This window comes from Bacillus sp. SRL337 (assembly GCF_984799155.1).
Window position 1 is genome coordinate 4,043,567 of record NZ_OZ481793.1, and the last position, 22,010, is coordinate 4,065,576.

The 22,010-nt window shown below is 44.0% G+C and carries 18 protein-coding genes and 2 pseudogenes; 2 read left to right on the forward strand and 18 right to left on the reverse strand.

The genetic code is table 11. From position 1 onward, the window contains the following. Window positions 1-15: 15 nt before the first annotated feature. The 18 genes and pseudogenes from AC4E8A_RS20435 to gnd all read right to left on the reverse strand — a co-directional run bounded on the left by AC4E8A_RS20435 (window position 16) and on the right by gnd (window position 19,001). Window positions 16-1,824, reverse strand: a complete 1,809-nt coding sequence (locus tag AC4E8A_RS20435; protein ID WP_490195621.1) for a flagellin N-terminal helical domain-containing protein — start codon at window positions 1,822-1,824, stop codon at window positions 16-18. 3 nt (window positions 1,825-1,827) lie between these two features. Continuing rightward, on the reverse strand, window positions 1,828-2,280 hold the full coding sequence (fliS, locus tag AC4E8A_RS20440) for a flagellar export chaperone FliS (RefSeq protein WP_490195622.1): 453 nt from the start codon (window positions 2,278-2,280) through the stop codon (window positions 1,828-1,830). Window positions 2,281-2,323: 43 nt separating this feature from the next. Continuing rightward, on the reverse strand, window positions 2,324-2,620 hold the full coding sequence (locus tag AC4E8A_RS20445; protein WP_490195623.1) for an EscU/YscU/HrcU family type III secretion system export apparatus switch protein: 297 nt from the start codon (window positions 2,618-2,620) through the stop codon (window positions 2,324-2,326). Beyond that, window positions 2,617-5,112, reverse strand: coding sequence for a hypothetical protein (locus AC4E8A_RS20450; protein WP_490195624.1), 2,496 nt, complete (start codon window positions 5,110-5,112; stop codon window positions 2,617-2,619). The genes AC4E8A_RS20445 and AC4E8A_RS20450 overlap by 4 nt, the downstream gene beginning before the upstream one ends. A 48-nt stretch (window positions 5,113-5,160) precedes the next feature. Next, on the reverse strand, window positions 5,161-5,466 hold the full coding sequence (gene flgM, locus AC4E8A_RS20455) for a flagellar biosynthesis anti-sigma factor FlgM (protein ID WP_490195625.1): 306 nt from the start codon (window positions 5,464-5,466) through the stop codon (window positions 5,161-5,163). A gap of 47 nt (window positions 5,467-5,513) precedes the next feature. Continuing rightward, on the reverse strand, window positions 5,514-5,930 hold the full coding sequence (locus AC4E8A_RS20460) for a TIGR03826 family flagellar region protein (RefSeq protein ID WP_490195626.1): 417 nt from the start codon (window positions 5,928-5,930) through the stop codon (window positions 5,514-5,516). 68 nt (window positions 5,931-5,998) lie between these two features. After that, complete coding sequence (locus AC4E8A_RS20465; protein ID WP_490195627.1) at window positions 5,999-6,712, reverse strand: ComFC family protein; 714 nt, start codon at window positions 6,710-6,712, stop codon at window positions 5,999-6,001. Then, window positions 6,709-8,208: an ATP-dependent helicase ComFA gene (locus AC4E8A_RS20470; RefSeq protein WP_490195628.1), complete on the reverse strand. Its 1,500-nt coding sequence runs from the start codon at window positions 8,206-8,208 to the stop codon at window positions 6,709-6,711. The genes AC4E8A_RS20465 and AC4E8A_RS20470 overlap by 4 nt, the downstream gene beginning before the upstream one ends. Before the next feature lie 184 nt (window positions 8,209-8,392). Then, window positions 8,393-9,061 carry an IS30 family transposase gene (locus tag AC4E8A_RS20475; RefSeq protein WP_490195629.1) on the reverse strand — a complete coding sequence of 223 codons (669 nt, stop codon included), beginning with the start codon at window positions 9,059-9,061 and terminating at the stop codon, window positions 8,393-8,395. A 132-nt stretch (window positions 9,062-9,193) separates the two neighbouring features. After that, window positions 9,194-10,039: a DegV family protein gene (locus tag AC4E8A_RS20480; RefSeq protein ID WP_490195630.1), complete on the reverse strand. Its 846-nt coding sequence runs from the start codon at window positions 10,037-10,039 to the stop codon at window positions 9,194-9,196. Window positions 10,040-10,270: 231 nt separating this feature from the next. Further along, the gene (locus tag AC4E8A_RS20485; RefSeq protein WP_490195631.1) at window positions 10,271-10,633 is read right to left on the reverse strand and encodes a hypothetical protein; all 363 of its coding nucleotides are present in this window, start codon (window positions 10,631-10,633) and stop codon (window positions 10,271-10,273) included. Window positions 10,634-10,769: 136 nt separating this feature from the next. Next, window positions 10,770-11,006: pseudogene (locus AC4E8A_RS20490) on the reverse strand (chemotaxis protein CheW); the annotation flags it as partial. A 670-nt stretch (window positions 11,007-11,676) separates the two neighbouring features. After that, entirely contained in the window at window positions 11,677-12,579 is a 903-nt protein-coding gene (locus AC4E8A_RS20495) for a DMT family transporter (RefSeq protein ID WP_490195632.1), read from the reverse strand. A 211-nt stretch (window positions 12,580-12,790) separates the two neighbouring features. Continuing rightward, the gene (locus AC4E8A_RS20500; protein ID WP_490198950.1) at window positions 12,791-13,738 is read right to left on the reverse strand and encodes a methyl-accepting chemotaxis protein; all 948 of its coding nucleotides are present in this window, start codon (window positions 13,736-13,738) and stop codon (window positions 12,791-12,793) included. Further along, a pseudogene (locus tag AC4E8A_RS20505) lies at window positions 13,736-14,578 on the reverse strand (HAMP domain-containing protein); the annotation flags it as partial. The gene AC4E8A_RS20500 and the pseudogene AC4E8A_RS20505, both read right to left, overlap by 3 nt. 248 nt (window positions 14,579-14,826) lie before the next feature. Then, window positions 14,827-16,362 carry a gluconokinase gene (gene gntK, locus AC4E8A_RS20510; RefSeq protein WP_490195633.1) on the reverse strand — a complete coding sequence of 512 codons (1,536 nt, stop codon included), beginning with the start codon at window positions 16,360-16,362 and terminating at the stop codon, window positions 14,827-14,829. A 72-nt stretch (window positions 16,363-16,434) separates the two neighbouring features. Beyond that, on the reverse strand, window positions 16,435-17,778 hold the full coding sequence (locus tag AC4E8A_RS20515; RefSeq protein WP_490195634.1) for a GntP family permease: 1,344 nt from the start codon (window positions 17,776-17,778) through the stop codon (window positions 16,435-16,437). A 320-nt stretch (window positions 17,779-18,098) separates the two neighbouring features. After that, entirely contained in the window at window positions 18,099-19,001 is a 903-nt protein-coding gene (gene gnd, locus AC4E8A_RS20520) for a phosphogluconate dehydrogenase (NAD(+)-dependent, decarboxylating) (protein WP_490195635.1), read from the reverse strand. Between the two features lie 152 nt (window positions 19,002-19,153). On the opposite strand from gnd, the gene AC4E8A_RS20525 reads away from it, so the two are divergent. Both AC4E8A_RS20525 and treP read left to right on the forward strand, forming a co-directional pair. Continuing rightward, window positions 19,154-20,008 carry a MurR/RpiR family transcriptional regulator gene (locus tag AC4E8A_RS20525; RefSeq protein WP_490195636.1) on the forward strand — a complete coding sequence of 285 codons (855 nt, stop codon included), beginning with the start codon at window positions 19,154-19,156 and terminating at the stop codon, window positions 20,006-20,008. Between the two features lie 497 nt (window positions 20,009-20,505). Further along, window positions 20,506-21,921, forward strand: a complete 1,416-nt coding sequence (gene treP, locus AC4E8A_RS20530) for a PTS system trehalose-specific EIIBC component (protein ID WP_490195637.1) — start codon at window positions 20,506-20,508, stop codon at window positions 21,919-21,921. The last annotated feature ends 89 nt before the right edge of the window (window positions 21,922-22,010 follow it).

The following is a 22,010-nucleotide window of genomic DNA, read 5'->3' on the forward strand; positions in this document are numbered from 1 at the left end:
CTCTCCTTCCAATTATTATTTCAACAGCTGAAGGATTCCTTGAGGCAGTTGGTTTGCCTGAGCAAGCATCGCTTGACCAGCCTGGTTAAGAATATTATTACGGGTGAACTGGGTCATTTCCTGAGCCATATCAGCATCTCTTATACGTGATTCAGCAGAAGTCAGGTTTTCATTCGTGGTTTGAAGGTTTGTGACAGTATGCTCTAAGCGGTTTTGGATAGCCCCAAGCTTACTGCGTTCTTCTGAAACCAAACGGATGGCGTTATCAATTACGGAAATCGCTGTTCTTGCTGCATCAGGTGTTCCAAGGTCGATACCTGCCTTTGCGTTCACACCTGTTGTTAAGATGGTCGTGTGATCGCTATCCCTTGCCAAGCCGAGTTTGGCAGCATCCATGACGCCAAGTGTCAGATTCATCGTTTCTGAACTGTTTGCTCCGATTTGCAGCTCTACCGACAAATCTTTGTTTTTGTTTGCTTCAAAATCATGGTCTATGATCCTAACATCCAAACCATTTGCAGCCCCATCATCCGTCTTGTTCGTGAAGAGGGAGAGTGTATTACCTACCACATTATGGGATGTCAATGCAGCAACATCATTTGGAGAATCATTTTTGGCTTTAGATAGGATTGAATCAATTTCCCCTAGTACTGTAAAAATATCTTTCCCTGCTACATCGATTGTGGCTGCGTTCCCACTTGCATAGGCTGTTGGCGGAGTAGCTGGTGTTTCAAAGTTTATTGTTAAACCATCTATTTGAAGCTTTTCACCTGCTTTTGGCACTTCTGAGAAAGTTAGTGTAAGAGGTTTAGCACTTATACCATCTGTCTTGCCAACAAATTCCCCTGAGTTCGCATTAAGGTTTTCCGGATTCAGGAAATTCACTCCAGCTAAAGATGTAGTTGTGGCAGGTAGTGCCGCTGCTTCTTTTGGTGACATATTTGTGGATGTTACTAATGTCAACTTGCCGCTATCAAATATTCTATCTGCAGGATCAGCTAAACTATCAGGATAAGCTACATCAAACTTCCCGCTATTAAAAGCTGGGTCATTCTTAGATATTGCATCTGAAAGCTGGTCCATTAAGTTTTTAATGTTCGCAACGGCATCCTGTTCAGAAGTCGCACCAGTTTCCTCCCAAGATGTTAAATTAAGCACGATATCACCATTAACCAGTTGGTTGCCGTTGGTACCTGTTGCCGAAGTATCAATTTTATAAGTTTTCCCATTTATATTAAAGGTTTTTCCATTAATAGCTGCACTATTTAGTTCACCAATTCCTGATGGAAACTCTATCATCAACTCAGCAGGTTCAGTAGGCTCTGCCGTAACTACACCTTTCCATGTACCATTACCAGTATAAGCTACTTCATCAAGGCTGGGTTCTGCAAAAGCTGTCCCCTGATCATCACCGCTGAAGAGTTTCTTTTGGTTAAATTGAGTAGTGTCTGCAATACGATCAATCTCGAATGTCAATTGATCGATTTCGTTTTGGATGGCTTTGCGGTCATTGTCCTCAAGTGTTCCGTTTGCAGCCTGAACTGATAATTCTCTCATTCTTTGAAGGATTTCATGAGTCTGGTTCAATGCACCTTCACCTGTTTGAATTAAGGAGATCGCATCAAGGGAGTTCCTTTCAGCTGTATCCAATCCGCGGATTTGCGAACGCATCTTTTCAGAGATGGCAAGACCCGCAGCATCATCAGCGGCACGGTTGATTCTCAGTCCGGATGAAAGTTTTTCCAGACTTTTGGAAGTTTGACCCATTGTTTGCGACAGGTTCCTATACGCGTTCAGTGCCTGTATATTGTGATTGATTCTCATCTGTTATTTCCCCGCTTCCACAGTAGTAGATTCTTGTTCATATACCATTACGTTTTTTTCATAGGCTGTTGTTTTCTTATTCGGTTTATGTAAACCATGCTTTTGCTTATTTAACAGGCTTTCTCTCCAAGCACCAGACAACTCTTCAGCGATGTCTTTTACCTCTTTAAGTAAAGAAAGGTCCTTCGCTGCGTTCGCTTGTATTATTCCATCTGCCATATAGTTATAAAGGGCATCCAGCTGATCAGCTATGATTCCGGCATCATAATTCAGGCCTGCTCCAAGCCTTTCTAATATATCATTGACCTTTTGGAGTTTCTTGTTTGATTCTATGATCCTATTATTCTGGATATCGGCAATGGCCCCCTGTAAATTAGCCAGCAATGCCTCATATAGTAAAGCAGTAATTTCCTGCGATGATTTTTGGTAGATAAACTCTTTTGTCAGTAGATCCATCTTGCCCACCTCCCTCTCTTATATCGGCAGCATTGACTTGTGTTTAATATTGATTTTCCATCTCTTCAATTAATAGAAGAACTTCGGCTATGACTGAGTATAGCTGAGGCGGGATATTATCGCCAAGGTCGATATCCAATAGGTTCTGAAGAAGGCTTGAATCCTCTTGCATGGAAATGTTGTGCTCTTTAGCCAACTCCAGAATCTTTTCAGCCAGGTGCCCTGACCCTTGAGCAACTACCTGTGGCCCTTTACCTTCCAACTCGTCATATCGGATGACAGCGGCACTCGGTCCATTGATTGCGCGGCGCTTTTTTTGATTGTAGTAGTGGCCCATCATACAGTAAAATCATATCCTTTCTCGGCAGCCTTAGATACACGTGCCTCCGCAGGAGCAGCTTTTTCCTTTTCACTGGCATTTGAGTCTGTCTCTCTGCCTAGAGGGGTGAACTTCAAACTTCCTATCATATAGCCGATCTCCTCCAGCCTCGACTTTGCTGCATTTGCTATAGGCTCCATCTTATTTTTGAAGCCCTCTTGATCATTCTTAATCTGAACAGACAGAACACGATCAGACACGTTCAAAGCTATCCCCACTTCTCCCAGCTTCTTTGTTTCTATCAAAAAGAATAAATTGCAATTTTCCCAGTCTACTTTTTGATGTTCATTCTTAGATTTGATATAAACCTTCACATCTTCCACCTTATCCTGCAGCAGAAGCGGAAGAGTTAACATCATGTTTTGCATGCCAGAGGGGTCATTTTTACTCATTAACTGCTGTCCAGTTAAATTTTGGAGAAGGGCATCACCTTTATACGAGCCCTGCATTTCCATATCGGAGTGACCAAACTTCATAAGAATGTTCTTCAGCGAGTGCTGGAGGTCTTCTCTCGCTCTTCCCGAATTGACCAGCGATTGTGCTTGCTCTGATTCGAATGTATGACCCATGTTTCTAATATACTCAAAAGCGTGCCTTGACGAGGGTTCGTGAGCAAACGACTGAACCGATTGTGAAACTGAATGACCAAGCTTACTAGTAAGAGGTGCAGAATCGTAACGCAGTACCTCTTGGGAAACGAAGTGCTTAACCCTGATATCAGAAGGTTTAAAGATTACTTTTTCCACATTGGCCTTCACTTCCTGAACAATCCTATTCGCAGTTGAAAAATCACCTTTGGACAGCATTTTCTTTGCTTCGGCCAACTGCGTACTCGCCTTCATCAAACTCTTCTCTGTTTTCATATCGGCATAAAGCATGATATCACTTTTCAAGATAGCCTGATCCAATTGCTTAATTGTCGTCTCTAGCATTGGCTTTGCAGTGATGGATGCTTTTGATTTTGATTGTTGAATGACCTGCGAAACAGAATCCAGATTTCTGGATATCTCCCTTTTTAGCGCCTTGAAATCTATAGCAATCTGTGAGAGTTTCTTAGTGATCGTATTGACAATTAAATCTTTTGATTGAACTGGAATCATCGATAACATTTCGTCATTTAAACTGTACATATCAGCCTGCACTTGGGTATCAATATTTGACGGCACCGGAGGACTTGTACTTTTCTCAATAGCGGATAGAGTATTTAATAATTCCTGCCTTGCTGCAAGTTCTTTCCCCTCCTGAGCCAATATGCCTGATTTACTCAAGGCATCCGTCAATGCAATTTTTAGATTTTCGCCTAACTCCGAAGTAAGTAAACCTGTTTTAATAGAGTCCATGATTTTCGAGAACTGAGGTTCCTTTTGAACCATTTTTATTTGATTTTTAACCGATCTCTGAAAATTCATTGAATCAGATCCTGCAACGCTTCCCGCCGAAGTTTGCAATAGAAGCCCTTCAATTTTAGATGTTAGTTCTCCTTTATAATTGAGGAGTTTCACCACATCACTTATCAGTGCTGAAGCAGTATTAGAAATCGAAGCTTTAAGTAATCGGTTCAATTGATTCTGCAGCTCGGCCCCTTCTTTATGGCTGATTGAATCCTTTATGGATAAAAGCATTTCGACTCCCTTTGACATCCCTGCGCCTTTTAAGGAACGTAGTGCTTCCTCCAGTTTTTGCCCTATGGCACTATCAACCCGTTTTCCCGTGTGAACCAGTCGTTCGATTTCACTCATGGAAGATGAACCTGTTTTTAATATGGATTTCGCTGCTTGAAGTAGTTCAGAAAAGTTTCTCGACTGACTTTTTTCAGTTGCAGCAGAGGACCTGTCATTTTCCAAGGCCTTCCTGACATCTTTCCAACTGAAATCAGGATCAGCGGCTTTTAATATCTTATCCAGTGATTTGCTGACACCTTCTCCATGGAGGGCTTGATCTACAGCCTTTAGGTTTCCAGGCGAAACCTCTAATCTTTTGGAAGCCAGCACTTGGACTGTTTCCATCTTTTGCAAAGAGGTCCTGTTTGTTTCTCCAATATAATTTTTTAGTTGCTGGATAGCCTCATTATTGAGCTTTATCCCTCTGTTCGAAAGCAGATCCATCGCCTGCCTCACCTCTGGAGAGCCTTGCCCATCAGGGCCAATCTTACCTGTTTTTTCTTGGGAGTTAGCAGATTGGGAGACAGTGGGAAGAGGATTATGCTTCAATACTCTTCCCACTGGTGGTGAACTATTGGGGTCATTTATTTCAACAGTTACTCTGTCACTTGCAGAGTACTCACCTTGAAGTTTTACTTTCACTTCTTGGCCTCTTATAGATAGTGTTGCTTCTTGATCGGGGAGTTTTTCTTTAACAATAGCAGAAGAGACTTCCCCCTCTTTAAAAGAAAGAGGTTTTAATTCAGGGCTGGCTGATGCCATTTTCATGTCATTTTTCACTTGCATAATCAAATTCACACTCCGTTGAAGTATCCGGATGGCTGGCCGCCCGTCATAACATTATCTCTTATAGAATTTCAGAAGGCCTTTCGCAACATTCTGGGGATCGACTTTATAGTTGCCATTCTCAACTTGGATCTTTAGTTCCTCTACCTTTGCTTGGCGTTCTTTAGGGATTTTCAAGGATTCCTGCATTTCTTTCGCCGACGCAGATATTTCCACTTTATCCGCTTTCTTTTGTCCTGTCTTCGCCAACTGATCAATTTTATTCAACTGCTTCTTATATGGATTAACGCCTGAAGCACCAATACTATTTATTTTCATTGTACTTCCCTCGCTTTCATCACCGTAATTTACCTTACTCATTATATCGGATGCTCTTTGAGTATGTTAAATGGTCGTTATTTCCTAATTTAATCACGATTCTTATCGGCATAATATGTGGCTTGATTGCGTTTTTTTAGTGTTTCTTTCCACTCTTCTTCGGCCGCAAAGGCTTTCAGGTCCTGTGCCAGATTAACTGAACATGCTTCACAAAGTTTGCCTTTCGGTATAATCTTCCCACAATTGTCGCATGGATAACCCATATTAGGGAAATGCGCAGGCTGAAGCCTTCTTTTCCTCACCCATTTATGAATAAGTTTTTCTTTTACACCGGTTACTTCCACTACACGTTCAATTGAAGCCGCCCGGTTTTCACGTTTTCTTAAAAACCCATATACTTCTTCAAATTTCTTCTCTTCTTCTCTATAGCATTTTTCACAGGTTTCCCTGAAGATGTTTTTCACAAATAAACCATTACATTCCGGACAATTTTGTAAGTCTGCCATTTTCCTTGCTCCCCTCGGTAAACCTTCTAATTATTTTATCGGCTGTTTTGTGTATCTGTTTAGTGTTGTCAGCCTCTTGCGATGGTCAGGGAGAAGATTTCGTATGCGCCTGCCAGCTTGAGGAGATTGGCTGCATGGCGGAGGGTGGTACCGGTGGTGTAGATGTCGTCGATGATGAGAATGGATTTGTTGGTGATGTCGGTTATGAGGTCGGGTTTTAGTTGGAAGACCTCTTCACTGTGTATGCGCTGCTGTCTAGATTTTTTGGATTGCTTTTCAGAGTGTTTGCGGATGAGCAGGGGGTGGGTGGTGAGGCCGGATTCCTTTGTTAGAGCCTCTGCCTGGTTGAAGCCCCGCTCTTTAAGGCGTTCGGGGCTTAACGGGATGGTTGTAAGAAGGTCGAAGTCTATTTTGGAGATTTCTTGCTGGACCGCTTCTGTGAATGCTTTTACCAGAAGATAATCTCCTCTGTATTTGAAGCGTGCGAGGTATTCTTTTAAAAAATCATTGTAGGTATATATGGAGGTGTTTTGCGTCAGTACACCCGCCAGATTCGGATCCTGCTCCCACCGGATGCAGTCGAAGCAGGTTCCTTCTTTTATATACTGAGGTTCCAGAAAGGACAATGGTCGCGAACAAATGTGGCATCTTTCACCTGTGATGAGCTGCAGTTCCGAAGAGCATTTTTGGCAGAGCCATAATTCCTCTGGGGTGAAGAGTAGAGAGTTCCATGTAATGGGATAATCGATTTCGCTGTGGCAATCGAGGCAGTGGGTGTTCATTTGTTGATGAGCCCCCTTTTGGCGCCCTGGTGGTTCATCTCTTTTATATGGTTGATAGCTTTTATCATGGAAAGTGTCTTTCCGTAGTGAAAAAAGGTGATGTCCCCTGAAGGGTGCTTGGCACTCCTGCCGACACGGCCGGCGATTTGGACAAGGGCGCTTTCGGTAAAAATCTCTTCTTCGGCTCCCATTACAGCGACGTCAATATTGGGAATTGTGACGCCTCTTTCTAATATGGTGGTTGTGAGTAAAATTGGGATCTCGCCGTCTCTCATTTTTTGGACCTTCTCTTTGCGTTCGGGATCTTCGGCATGGACGGAGAGGATGTCGGGGTGGAGTTTTTGGAACAGCGGAAGTGCTTTGTCCATGGTAGTGACGCTAGGGAGAAAAATGAGAGCTTGCTTGTTTGCAGTTATTCGGGTTTCTGTCCATTGTGTGATTGGTACAGGCAACTTAGCTTTTTCGAATTTCGTTTTCCAGCTGCCGCACCATTTTAATGAGGGAACCGGCAGAGGATGTCTGTGGTATCTGGCCGGGATGGTGATGGTGTTTCGCTTCCCTTGCTTGGATTCCCTTTGCAGTCTGCTGTCGGGTGTGGCGGTCAGGTAAATCAGGGCGGACTGCGGTTTGCGGGCTTTTTCCGCAGCAAATTGCAGTGTCTTATCAAAGGAGTAAGGAAAGGCATCGACCTCATCAACAATGACGACATCAAATGCAGAGTGGTAGCGGTAGAGCTGGTGTGTTGTCAAGAGGACGAGCTGGGAATGCTTATGGCGGTCTTCGCTCCCTCCGTAAAGGGCGATGGGGGTTGCTGTTGGGAAGACTTTTTGGAGGCGGGGTGCCAGTTCAAGGATGACATCCGTTCGTGGGGTGGCGATACAGGTGCTTTTGCCATTTTTTAATGCCTCGTGAATACCGTTGAACAGCACCTCGGTTTTTCCTGCTCCGCAGACTGCCCAGACGAGGAGATCGGTGTTTTGGCTGATGGCTTCGATTACTTTGTCGGACGCGGTTTGCTGACCTTGTGACAGGGAACCTTCCCATGCGAAGGATCCTCCGATCGTCTTATTTTTGGACGGGCCACTCCATTGGATGAGCGGGGTACACTGTGAGACTCTTTCCATCATGATGCAGTTCCGGCAGTAGGTGCATTCCTCGCAGCAACGGCTGCAAGGGAAGCTGGCGAATAAGGAGGCGGATTGATTTCCGCAGCGGTTACAGCAGGGTCTGTCTTTGGTTGTTTGGATTCCTTTGGTGTAAATGAGATAGCCAGTTTCGTAGTGTTCGTGGATTTCTTTTAGGGAATGAGGAATTTCATCAAGGAGGAGGGCTTTGCCTTCTAGAAGGGATTGAAGTTCAGGGTTGAAAGTGAAGGTGTGGTTAAGGGGCTGTTGTGGAAGATCGTCAGGCAGGTCAGAGATTCGTTTGAATGTCTGGGTAGTTTTTGGAGCGAGGATTTCAGGGATGATTTCTTCATTTGAATGGTGAAAACGCAATTGCATCACTCCTTTTCTTTTTATATTCTCCTTGCAAGTGGCAATTCCTTTTTCAAATGTAAATTGTCAACTCAAGTCGAACACGGCAAGAAATTCATGAATACCTCAAATGGCGTATTATAATTGAGCACTTTCCGGGGGACCTGGTTAAACGTCAAGAGAAAGTCCATAATGTCCTTCTGGGTCATCCGGCTGAAATCAGTTCCTTTTGGGTATGTGCGCCTAATGCGGCCGTTGCTATGGACTGGGCGGTTTCACTCGCCGTTTTTGCTGACAGTTTATAGATAATCTCAAACCGGCTGGTACGTTCGGTCAACGTGAGAATCTGACTTTTGTGCGACTTGCCAATGACTGTATCGACTTCCCAATGCCCGACTTGGCTTCGAGGCGCACTACGAGCATGAATTTTTTTAAGACGGGGCATCTTGCCTCGCGTTTCCGTCATGTTGTTTTTTAACTTCCGCCCTTTTCGAATCAGAAGCTTTTGGGACAGCTTAAACAGACCGAGGGCAGCGTACCGGTAAATGCTTGATACACTGATTGGAAAAGGGTTCTTATGCATTTTACAATACCGGCCTACAATGCTTTCAGGCGACCAGCCTAGCTTAAGTTTGGTCAAAATATAGTCAATATCTTCTTGATGGACCGTGCGTCTAGAACCGCAGTTTTCCCTCTTGGCATCGTAGTCGAGCTGAGCCTGCAGGGCATTATAAGGTTTACAGCGTTTTAGCTCGTAATGAATGGTGCTTTTGCTTCTTTTCAACTGTGAGGCAATGTAAGACAGCGATTTCTTTTCCAGGCAATAACTTTCGATTAGTACACGTTCCTGTGGTACGATATGGGTATAGCTCATTTGGGAACACTCCTTAGTTGATTGGCGTTAACTATTGTGTACCCACTTGAGCTATTTTAATTTACGAGCCGTTCGACTTAATATGATAATCTACAAAATAAAAAACCCGCTGGAATTTCAGCGGGGTCAGCATTACATTTTTTTGGACCAGCCCATGCCCATCGAGCCTTCACCAAGGTGAGTGGCAATAACGGGACCAAAGTAGCTGATGGTGAAATCAGTGTCAGGGTATTTTCCTTGCAGTTCTTCTTTCCATTTTACCGCTTCTTCCTCACGGTTGGCATGGATGATGACGACTTGCATCGGATACCCTTTTTGACTATCGTTGTCGAGCAATTCGACGATCCGCTTCATCGCCTTTTTGCGTGTACGGATTTTTTCAAACGGGACGATGACCTTCTCCTGGAAATGAAGGAGCGGTTTGACTTGCAGCAGGCTTCCAATGATAGCCTGTGCGGCGGAAAGGCGGCCGCCACGCTGCAGGTGTGCCAGGTCATCGACCATGAAGTAGGCGCTGACCGTCTCTTTCATTTCGTCTAATTTACCTATGATTTCTTTAGGGTTCACTCCCGCTGTTGCCAGCTTTGAGGCATAAATGGGATAGAACCCTTGGACCATGCAGCTGATTTCAGAATCATAAGGATAGACTTCGATTCCTTCGACCATATCGCCAGCCTGGACAGCTCCTTGATATGTGCCGCTGATGCCGCTTGAAAGATGGATGGAAATCACGGCATCATACTCTTTTGCCAGGTTTTCATACAGTTCGACGAAACTTCCAACTGATGGCTGCGATGTGGTAGGCAGCTTTTCTTCATTTCTGACTTCCTGGTAAAAGTCGCTCGCGGAAATATCAACCTCTTCCCGGTAGGATTCACCGCTGAGGATGACGTTCAGTGGAAGCATTTTTATATCATATTGATCTCGCAATTCTTTGGGGATGTAGGCCGTACTATCCGTCACAATTGCAGTTTTCATTAATCGTAACCTTCCTTAATGTTTATTTTACCGGACTGAACCGATAACTTGTCTTCTTTCACTCTATGTATAAAGAACATTTTATATGAAAAAGGAATTATTTGCATTACAATCTGGAAAAAACCTCTTTACCGCACTAAAGCACTGAAAGGGACAGTCCCCTATGGCGCTTTACAGCGCTAAAGGGGACTGTCCCTTTTAGGACGGTGAAGTATTAAAGAAGCAAGATTCCTACGTATAAAAAGGACTGCTTATTTCTTCCGGCAATATATATTGCTGTTGATGAAACAATGTCATTACTAACGGTATCTCCTCTTTTACTTTTTCAATGTCTCCTTCGAGGAATTTCTTCAATAGCAAGTCGATCGAATCAATTAGTTCTGCTTTCTTGAAGTAGTCAAAATCGTTCTCACTAAACGCAGCACTTTTAATTATTTCATCTTTCGCTAATGAAATGAATCTCACAAAGGAGGAAAGGAATGTTTCCAATTCAGATTGGTTAAATGAATGGAGGATTCCTTTGTTCTTTATATAGGAAGGGTTTGCTGTGTCTGAATGATTACTGATTTCCTGATATAACTTTTTTGTTCCCATTGTTGTTCTCCCTTCTCTAAGGAGCAGACAAGTGATTACTATCATTTTCTTGCCGCTGTCTATTTATGCTCTTATCGGTTCATCCTTCAAGTTTTTTAAATTCGGCACTTTTAAAAGAACTACTGGTTGTATTCTTTCAGGAGAAATAACCACTAACTCCTGACTTGAACCCACCAAAACACCAATAAATAGCTCTTCCATATAAATAAATAAGAACTGAAGAATTATTATTTATCTTTGTTTTACGAAGGTGTAATAGCTCTTTCAAATCAATTACCGGTATAATTTTTCCTAGAAGAATTAGGACACCCCTTACGTACGAATCTACTTTCGGAAGTTCAGTGATCTCTGGAATCTTTTCAATAGATTGGGTCTGAAATACACTGACTCAAAAATCTTCATAGCCCAATCGGATTCTGTAATATTATCCTTCCCTGAATAACATTTCCAAATAGACCCCTAAATGAAGAGATTTTTAATATGGGTCCACCTCAAAACCTTCTTCAATTAAATCGTCGTATTCCTTTAATATTTCGGCTATCTCTTCTGAAGAAATACCCTTTTGTTCATCTTCAGGCGCAAAGTCTTTCATTGTTTTTTCTCCTAAAAAATATTTGAACCACATTTCAGTTCTTATGACCTATGAATCAAATTACACTATAATGATTTCTTACAAAAATGTCCATATCCCCTAAACTCTTTAAAACGTCCTTCTAAACTTAAGAAACAATATATTAAGAAGAAAAAGTCATCCTTTCAAACATAACATTTTCTGTTTTATTCCTATGTGAATTGTCATAGTTTAGACATTTTTCCAACTTCCGATAGACACTTTCACATTACAGAACAACCTCAGAGGGCAAAAGAAAAAAGAGCCAAAATGACTCTTTCACAGAAACATCTGGCATCCCCTTCTCCTTTTCCAGTTTCGCTTCGCTATTCTCACTAAGTGAATCTGGAGGCATATTTCCCCGTGGCTATTTCCTCAATCTCACTAGATCTATAAACTGTTAATCAAACGTTTGATTAACAGCTGAAAACCCTTAGTTTGCCAGCGTTTTGCCCTCTGTTCCCTTTTTCTTTCCTTTCCTTGAGGAGAGGAAGACTCCCGCAAAGATGATTACGAGTCCAAGTATGAGATTTGAAGTGATGGGCTCTCCCAGGAGAACAAATCCCCACACCATAGCGGAAGCCGGTATTAAATAAGTTACGGTTGAGGCAAATTCCGGGCTTCCGTTTGTCAGCACATAGAAATAGAGCAGTGCGGCAATTCCCGAGCCGAAGCATCCCAACCCTATGATGGATAAGATGATTTTCGGCTCTGCCAGCGCTCCCCATTCGATTCCTCGCGTGAACAGCATGCCGACCACACCGGCAGCCATGCCGACAAGAAGCTGAAAGGTCGATATGGCAACCATGCTGACACCCTGTAGTGCCCGCTTTGTATACTGTCCGGCAAATCCATAACAAATGGTGGCCAGAAGCATCGTCCCTATCCCAATGAAGTTGGAAGTGAATAATCCTGCCAGCTGGAAATCCATCAGTACAAGGATACCTAAGAACCCGACCAAAATCCCCATCCATTGAAATCGGTTCAGTACTACAGAAAATAACGCAAACCCAAGTAATGCCGTCCAGAGCGGGGTCGTCGCATTGAGAATGGATGCGGTATTGCTGTTGATCTGCGTCTCACTCCAGGCAATCAGCGACCAAGGAAGCCCGGCATTCATCAATCCCACGATTAGTAATTTCCCTATTGGAAGAGGCGCTTTCTGTTTTTTCATCCGATTTCTGATAAACAGCGGCAGCAAGATCAAGACTCCCGCAAGACACCGCAGGAAAGTCGTCCCCCACACACCGGCAGGGTCGACGATCAATTTAATAAACACAAAGGAAAGCCCCCAAATCAAACTAAGGGTGATGAGTGCACCATATAACCTGACCATATGTATTCCTTCTTTCTGTTTAACCTATTAAAAAAATGGGTTCGTTTTATGAATATCTAACATCATACAATATTCAGTAGAAGATGACTGCCGTTTTTGCTCATGGGTGGTATTTCCTTTTTTCTTTCGACAAAAAACACCAAAAACCGGGTGGTGCGGCACCCCAAGAACAAAAAAATCCGGCGGGAACCCCACCGGATTTTGGAAACTATTAAACTTCAAACTTACGGATCAATACATCAAGCTTGTCTGCAAGGTCATTGAGACCTTCCGCGTTACGGGCCACTTCTTCCATGACGCTTGTGGACTGCTGGACGGTTGCCGAAGTTTGCTCGACTCCTGCCGCAGATTCCTCTGAAATGGAAGCAATGTTTTCAATGGATTGGTTCATTTCAGACCCTTTGCTGTTGATTTCCACGAGGTTCGTAGAGATTCTGTCGATATTATGAACCATGGACGAGATCTGGTCTCCCAGCGCGGTCAGGCTGTCCTTCGTTTTTTCAATGCTTTCCGTACCGCTGCGAACCTCTGTGTATCCATCGTTTAACGAAGTCGCAATCGTATTGGACTCATTTTGAATGCCGTGAACCACTTTCGAAATTCCTTCAAGGGACTGTGAAACCTGGACGGCGAGTTTTCTGACTTCCTCTGCCACGACCGCAAATCCTTTTCCGCTTTCACCTGCCCGTGCCGCTTCAATGGCTGCGTTTAAGGCAAGCAAGTTCGTTTGGTCTGCGATTCCCTGAATCACATTTACAAGACTTGAAATTTCGTTGGAACGCGCTTTTAACGACTCTACTTTTTCAACAGATGTTTCAACCACTGTGTAGATTTTCTTCATCTGTTCAACTGAATTGGACATCAACGCAGAACCTTCTTCTGCTTTAGAAAGTACAATCTTAGAAGATTCACTGACTTCCTGTCCAAATCGATTGGATTCTTCAACCGCTTTTGTAAAACTAACCATCATCTCATTCAATTCTGAAGCCGAGTTTGCCTGCTGGTCCGCACCTGCTGATAAATCCTGCATAGTGACCGCTACCTGCGAACTTCCTTCCCTTACTTCAAGGGATGATTGAGACAGGGCCGCACTTTGCTCGTTAACGGTTTCCGATACCTGACGCATATCCCTCACCATGGAAGCGAGATTATTTTTCATGTTATTGATTGCTGAACTTAATTGCCCGACCTCGTCTTTACCGAGATATGTCAATTCTTCCGCATTAAGCTTCCCTTCGGAAATAGCATTTGCCGTTTTGACAACCCTGTTCAGGCTTCTGGAGATCATGCGGTTGATGATGATAAGAAGGGCGATTCCCAAAAGGGCAGAGACAATGATGGCCGCAACCATGATGATCTTACTTTCTCCAATGCCATCGTATGCTTCTTCTAGGGCAGCATCTTTATCTGCCATGACGATTGTACGGAGCTCATATAGCTTTTTTACTGTGTTTGGCGCGATGATGCCGGCTTTCTTCAACGTCGTATCCAGAAGAACTGTTGAATTTCTGTCCACGCTCGGAACCACTTCATCATGGAAAAGGCTGTTTAGTTCTTTATCGCTTTCAATAATAAAATTGAATAATTCCTGCTCTTGCTTATTATTCATTTGCGATGTAAGTTCTTGAGTAAACGTGATGAACTTTTCTTCTTGAGTGTTAAAATCTTCTACAATTTGTGGATCTTTTTCATTGGCATAGCGCTGAAGAAGCAGTGCCTTGTCACGGAAGATACTGCCCATTTCCGTCAGTTTCACTGAACGGACATTGCTGGCATCCACTTTTTCGATATTGCTTTGGATCTTGTTGTATTGCATAAAAATAATGACAGATGAAATTAAGAAAAGAACGATTGTTACATTTAAGGCAGTTATATATTTCTGTCCAATCTTCATGTTATTCCACATGCTGTGATTGGAACCAGATTTCTTATTTGGCTTCGTTTGCTTTTCCACCTTATCCTTCGGTTTCCGTTTGAACATGTTCCCCAGTTTCTTCATCTTTCGACCCCTCACCTTATGTAATTAAGACTATGAAATAAGAACCATCATCAGTGCAAAATAAGTGTCCTTTTCAACAAAAAGGACATTTACGAAATTGTCTTACTATTTATTTCGACAACATTCACAAAATTTACATAAGATTTTCTAAATTTCTCAATATTTATTACCGAAAGCGCTTTACCGCTTTAAAGCAGTCGAGGACAGTCCCCTGTTACGCTAAAGTAACAGGGGACTGTCCCCGGAGGTTAGGAGTGTTTTCGCTGGAATTCGCTTATGGCTGCGTATTCAGTTTCGAGCAGGCGCGGGATGCGGATGAAAATCGGCATCAGTTCCCGGTAGACTTCTGAGTTCTCCCGGTTGGGCTTGTGGGAATGGACGGAGCCGACCATTTCCCCGACGACGTCGAACGAGTCGATTTCGCCCTGGCCATACATGCCAAGCACGACTGCACCCAGGCAGGAGCTTTCGAAGCTTTCCGGCACGCTCACTTCTCCATCGAAGATATCAGCGAGCATCTGCCTCCACAGCGTGGAACGGGCAAAGCCGCCTGTCGCCTGGATTTTCGTTGGCGTTCCAATCAATTCTTCAAGCGCGAGAAGCACACTGTAAAGGTTCATGACGATTCCTTCAAGGACCGCTCTGACCATATGCTCTTTCTTATGGTGCATCCCGAGTCCGAAGAACGATCCGCGGGCATTGGCATTCCATAGCGGCGCTCTTTCTCCTGCCATATACGGATGGAATACCAGACCGTTTGAACCGGCAGGGATTTTTTCCGCAATGTCCGTCAGCACTTCATATGGATCTTTACCAAGGCGCTTCGCCACTTCCATCTCGGACCAGGCAAGTTCATCACGGACCCAGCGGAAGATCATCCCGCCGTTGTTGACCGGCCCGCCGATGACCCAGTGATTTTCCGTCAGCGCATAACAGAAGATCCGGCCTTTCGGGTCCGTAACCGGGCGGTCAGTAACCGCACGGATAGCGCCACTTGTTCCGATTGTCACCGCAACCACACCAGGTTCAATTGCATTCACGCCAAGGTTGGATAAAACGCCATCACTGGCACCGACGATGAACGGCACTTCTTCTGGAAGCCCCATCATTTTCGCATACTCAGATTTCAAGCCTGTCAACGACTCCGTTGTAGAAACCGGACGGGAAAGCTGCTCAGGAGTAACCCCTGCCACTTCAAGTGCTTCGGCGTCCCAATCGAGGTTTTCCAGATGAAACATCCCCATGGCAGAAGCGATCGAGTAATCCACCACATATTCTCCGAACAAACGATGGAAAACAAACTCTTTGATCCCGATCATTTTATTTCCTGCAGCCAACAGTTCCGGCTGTTCCTCTTTTAACCAGGCAAGTTTTACAAGAGGAGACATTGGATGAATCGGTGTTCCTGTACGCAAGTAAATCTCATGTCCATTCTGTTCATTCTTTATTTTCTCCGCCCATGCGGCACTGCGGTTGTCCGCCCACGTGATCGAATTCGTCTGCGGCTGGCCTTCATGATCCACAACGATCAGGCTGTGCATCGCCGAACTGAAGGAAACGAAACGGATATCTTCCCCGCTGACTCCTCCTGTGGTCATGCTTTCTTTTATAACCGTCAGTACTGCCTGAAAGATTTCTTCAGGATTCTGTTCAGCTGTCCCAGGCACCGGTGTATATAGTGGATACTCCACGCCAAAACGGCTGACCGCTTTTCCTTTTTTATCAAACACCACTGCTTTTGTGCTTGTTGTACCAATATCAACGCCAATATAATAATTTGCCATGTTGAAAATCCTCCCGTACGCAGAAAAGGAAGAGGCGATTGCTCGCCCTTCCCTTCATCTGAATTAATTATATTATGCTACAAAGAATGATAGGATAATCGCTACACCGAATCCGACGAAACCGATCAGCGTTTCCATTACGGTCCATGTTTTCAATGTATCTTTCACATCCAAACCGAAGTAACGGTTCACAAGCCAGAAACCGGAGTCGTTGACGTGTGAGAATACTGTCGCACCGGCAGCGATTGCGATAACCATCAGGCCAAGGATCGGGCCTTCAAGACCAAGTGTCCCGATTAATGGAGACATAAGACCAGCGGCTGTAACCATTGATACGGTCGCAGAACCCTGCGCCACACGAACGACTGTCGCAATCAAGAACGCCAGCACTAGCGGAGGCAGCGGAGATCCAGCCATCATATCACCAAGGACTTGTCCTACACCTGAGTCGATCAATACTTGCTTGAATACTCCACCGGCACCTGTTACAAGGATGATGATTCCGGCAGGCTCTAGAGATTTCGTCGCGATGTCTGCTACATCTTGACGGGAGTATCCGCGCTTTGTTCCCAAGAATGTAAATGTCATCAATGTTGCGATTGTTAACGCAACGAATGGGTGACCAAGGAATGTTAAAATACTGCGGATCGTGTTCCCTTCATCCAATAATACACCTGAAACCGTGTTCAATAAAATCAATACTAATGGAATGAAGATGAGTGATGCTACAAGCGCAAAGCTTGGAAGATCTTTATCATACTCTTTTTCTTCAGCATTCATGTACTCTGGAACAACAACATGAATTTTTTTAGAGATATATTTTGCAAAAAGCGGACCGGCAATGATCATGGATGGAATACCGGCAAGGAAACCGAACAGGATGACCCATCCAAGGTCAGCACCGATCAAATCAGCAACCGCAATCGGCCCTGGAGTCGGCGGGATGAAGCTGTGTGTTACCGCAAGACCTGCAAGCAATGGAATTCCATAGTATAAAAGGGACTTTCCTGTTTTCTTAGCCAACCCGTAAACGATCGGAACCAAGATGATAAAACCAACATCAAAGAATACCGGGATCGCGACAAGGAAACCCGTGATACCAAGTCCCCACTGCGCTTTATCCTCACCAAACTTTTTAATCATCGTCTGTGCCAGACGTTCCGCACCGCCTGAAACCTCAAGCATACGGCCGAACATCGCACCTAAACCAACAACTACGGCTACGAATCCGAGGGTCCCCCCCATACCGCTTTGTATCGAAGCAACAACTTCATCTAAATCCATGCCCGCCGCAATACCGACAATCAAACTCACAAGCAATAAAGCTACGAAAGCATGAAGCTTTGTTTTAATAACCAAAAATAATAGAAGAAAAATACCTGCTAATGCCACAAGAATTAACATTTGATCTGACATTGTCTATTCCTGCCTTTCCTAAGAAGTTTGTAGAATGATAGGTTGGAAACGCTTGCTATAAAATCTTTTTATTTGGCGCCTGGTACAAAATGCTCGTTTAGTACCAGGCACCATTTTGACAGTTTGCAGGTTGAAGATTTCCGCTCCAGGTGCAGGGCTCTGCCAGGCGCTGAATTTACTTCCTCGGCATTGCCTGCGGTATAAATTCCGGTAGGTACATCACTCTGATCTAACCTTTCCCGCTAATCCCGCAGACGGCCGCACACCTTCCACTTCAATCAACAATGCCGTTAATCGACATATCACTGCTTTTAATTCACTTATTTATCACTTTTCTCAACAGCATGGCCGCCGAATTCATTTCTTAATGCAGCAACGACTTTTCCAGTGAACGTGTCGTCTTCCAATGAGCGGTAACGCATCATCAGGGACAATGCGATGACCGGTGCAGCTGTCTGCAGGTCAAGCGCCGTTTCAACCGTCCATTTCCCTTCTCCGGAAGAATGCATAACCCCTTTGATGCCATCAAGTTTTTCATCTTTGGAGAACGCATTTTCCGTCAGCTCCATTAACCATGAACGGATAACCGAGCCATTATTCCAAACGCGCGCCACTTTTTCATACTCAAAATCAAATGGGCTCTTTTCCAAGATTTCAAAGCCTTCAGCAATGGCTTGCATCATGCCGTATTCCACACCATTGTGGACCATCTTCAGGAAGTGGCCGCTGCCGGCTTTGCCCGTATAAAGGTAACCGTTTTCAACGGAGACATCAGAAAAGATCGGCTCAATTCCCTTAAAGACTTCTGCATTTCCACCGACCATTGTGCAGGCACCATAACGGGCACCATCCACTCCGCCGCTTGTTCCGCAGTCGAAGAAGTATACACCTTTTTCAGCAGCCTGCTCGTCTCTTCTCAATGAATCTTTATAATGAGCATTCCCGCCGTCAATGACACGGTCGCCTTCTTCAAGGTGAGGAAGAAGGCGACCGAATACAGATTCAGTAGCATCCCCCGCTGGTACCATCATCCAGATCGTTCTTGGTTTTTCTAATTTAGAAACGAGTTCCTCAATTGTTGAAGCTGTTTGAACTCCTTCTGTGGAAATTTTTTTCATCGCATCTTCATTCAAGTCGAAAGCGACTACATTATGTTTATGATCTGTAAGGTTCAAAGAAAGCTGATATCCCATCTTTCCTAAACCAATCATGCCGATTTGCATTTAAAACACCTCAGTTATGAAAATTATTTTCGCGTTACCTCTATTATAAAAAATATTTTTCTTTTTGCAAGCGATTCCAGAAAAATATTTTTTCTTTCTCTGTTTTCTAGTATAATGTAATCATGAAAACCCTTTCAGGAGAGTGGAGAGACATGAAGAAAAATCACCAGCACTGTTTGGCGAGCATTCGATCACATTACTCCCAGTTCAGTGAGACAGAGAAAAAAATTGCCAATTATATCTTAAACAATCCAGCCAATATTATTCATTCCACAATAAATGGGCTTGCCGATACACTCGGTGTTGCCGATTCAACTGTGTTCCGTTTCTGTAAAAGAATCGGTTTTAAAGGATATCAATCCATGAAGATTGCCCTGGCAGCCGAAATCGTTACACCAATGAGGGACATTCATGAAAATGTGGACGAAAATGACAGTCCCCAAACAATTGCGTCAAAAGTATTCCGTTCTAATATGAAGACCATTGAAGATACCCTGATGGTTTTAAAAGAACATCAGTTTCAGGAAGCCGTTAATGCGATGGTGGCTGCTGACCACATCGAATTCTTCGGAAGCGGCGGTTCCGGGATCGTCGCCATGGACGCTTATCATAAATTCATCCGGACCGGCCTCCGGGTCCATGCGTCGACCGACAGCCATATCCAATTGATGACCGCTTCACAGATGAACGAAAATGACTGCGCCGTACTCATCTCCCATTCGGGATCAACCAAAGACATGCTGCATGTAATGAAAGTTTTGAAGGAAACCGGAGCGAAGACCATTGCCATCACCAATTTTTCGAAATCTCCGCTCAGTGATAAAGCCGATATCTCCTTATATACCGTGTCAGAGGAAACTGACTACAGATCAGAAGCCCTTTCTTCAAGGATCGCCCAGCTTTCCATTTTTGATGCCCTGTACGTCAGCATCATGCTGAAACGGGAGAAAGAAGGACAGGACGCTTTGAAAAAAATGCGGAATGCGATTTCTGTGAAGCGGATTTAGTACAGGTCACTTTTTCCTGCAGTGCTTGTTCCTCATATGATAGTGTGCTCAGAACCGTGACAGTCACGCCTTAAAATAAAAGTGTATAAACCAAAGCCCATGATAACCCTCACAACCAGGGTTATCATGGGCTTTTTTAATGGCAGTTATATCTGTTGTCGACAGAAACCGGGGAGTGACTGGCACGAAAGTATTGACAACTTGTATATACAGGATTACAATTACCTCATAACTTGTATATACAGCAAACAACAAGTTGATCGGAAATGTAAGCGGTTATTTGTAAGCGTTATTTTAGTTTAATCTGCAAGTGCTGGGGAATATTTGAAAAAAGTGGATCATTTCGTCCCATTTTTTTCATTCGTAATTGAAATCATTTTTTATACTTGCCTGCAGATTCTAACTTTATCCTATTTTCTAACACTTTCTACTGGATTGTTTTTGAAAATAGCAACTTAAAAACAAGGGGAAGAATACCCCGCGCGGGAGGGAAAACCATGAGCGTAAACAGAGAATCTGTACGCGAAATCATTGAAGCGATCGGCGGTAAAGAAAATATCAATACTGCGACGCACTGTGTAACTCGGCTTCGTCTAGTCTTGAACGATGAGAGTTTGGTAGACAAAGAAAGACTTGAGGATATCGACCTTGTCAGAGGTTCATTCTCCACAAACGGACAATTCCAAATTGTTATCGGGCAAGGTGTTGTTGATAAGGCTTATAAAATCCTGGCGGAAGAAACAGGAGTCGAAACCGCATCCAAAGAGGATGTAAAGAATGCGGCAGCAAAAAAAATGAATCCGCTTCAACGTGCTGTTAAAACACTTGCAGACATTTTCATCCCGATTCTGCCTGCAATCGTAACCGCTGGTTTATTGATGGGGATCAACAATATTCTTACCCAGTCAGGGATTTTCTGGGAGGGTGCAAGTGTTGTTGAAAAATTTCCGCAGTGGGCTGACATTGCCTCCATCATCAACTTGATTGCCAACACAGCCTTCGTATTTCTACCCGGCTTAATCGGCTGGAGTGCTCTTAACCGGTTCGGCGGAAGCCCTCTGTTCGGTATGGTTCTTGGTTTGATGCTTGTTCATCCTGACTTACTTAATGCATGGGGGTATGGTGCTGCCCAGCAGGAAGGGGACATTCCGACATGGAACCTTCTTGGGTTGACCGTTGAAAAAGTAGGTTATCAAGGACAAGTCCTTCCTATCCTAGTTGCTTCATGGGTTCTAGCGAAAATTGAAATTTGGCTCCGCAAACGAATCCCGGATGCTTTCCAATTACTTGTGGTAGCGCCAGTTGCATTGCTCGTTACAGGTTTCTTGGCTTTCACAGTTATCGGACCTATCACTTTCACAATTGGTGGTTGGTTAGTAGATGGCGTTACGGCAATCTTTGATGCGGTGCCGGCAATCGGCGGTCTACTATATGGCGGCCTTTATGCACCGCTTGTTATAACAGGTATGCACCACACGTTCCTTGCCGTAGACCTCCAATTGATCGGATCCACTGGCGGAACATTCTTATGGCCAATGCTTGCCCTTTCAAACGTAACTCAAGGTGCAGCCGCATTTGCAATGCTTGTCGTTGAAAAAAATAATGAAAAAGTAAAAGGTCTTGCCGTATCTTCTGGTGTTTCAGCTTGGCTGGGGATTACTGAACCTGCAATGTTCGGGGTAAACCTGAGGTATAAATATCCATTCATTGCTGCCATTATCGGGTCTGCGATTGCGGGTCTGATCATCACAGTCGGCTCTGTACTTGCACAATCCATCGGTGTCGGCGGCGTCCCTGCATTCTTCTCTATTCCATCACAATTCTGGGGAATCTTCGCCATTGGTATGCTGGTAGCAATAATAGTGCCTTTTGTACTGACATTAGTATTTTCCAAGTTTTCAAAAGCAAAGTAAGACATTTTCATGAAGAAGAATCGGTGTCCAGAAGACTGGTGCCGGCTCTTCTCTTTTATTTTTATGGCTGTCTTCGTAAACATTGGTGG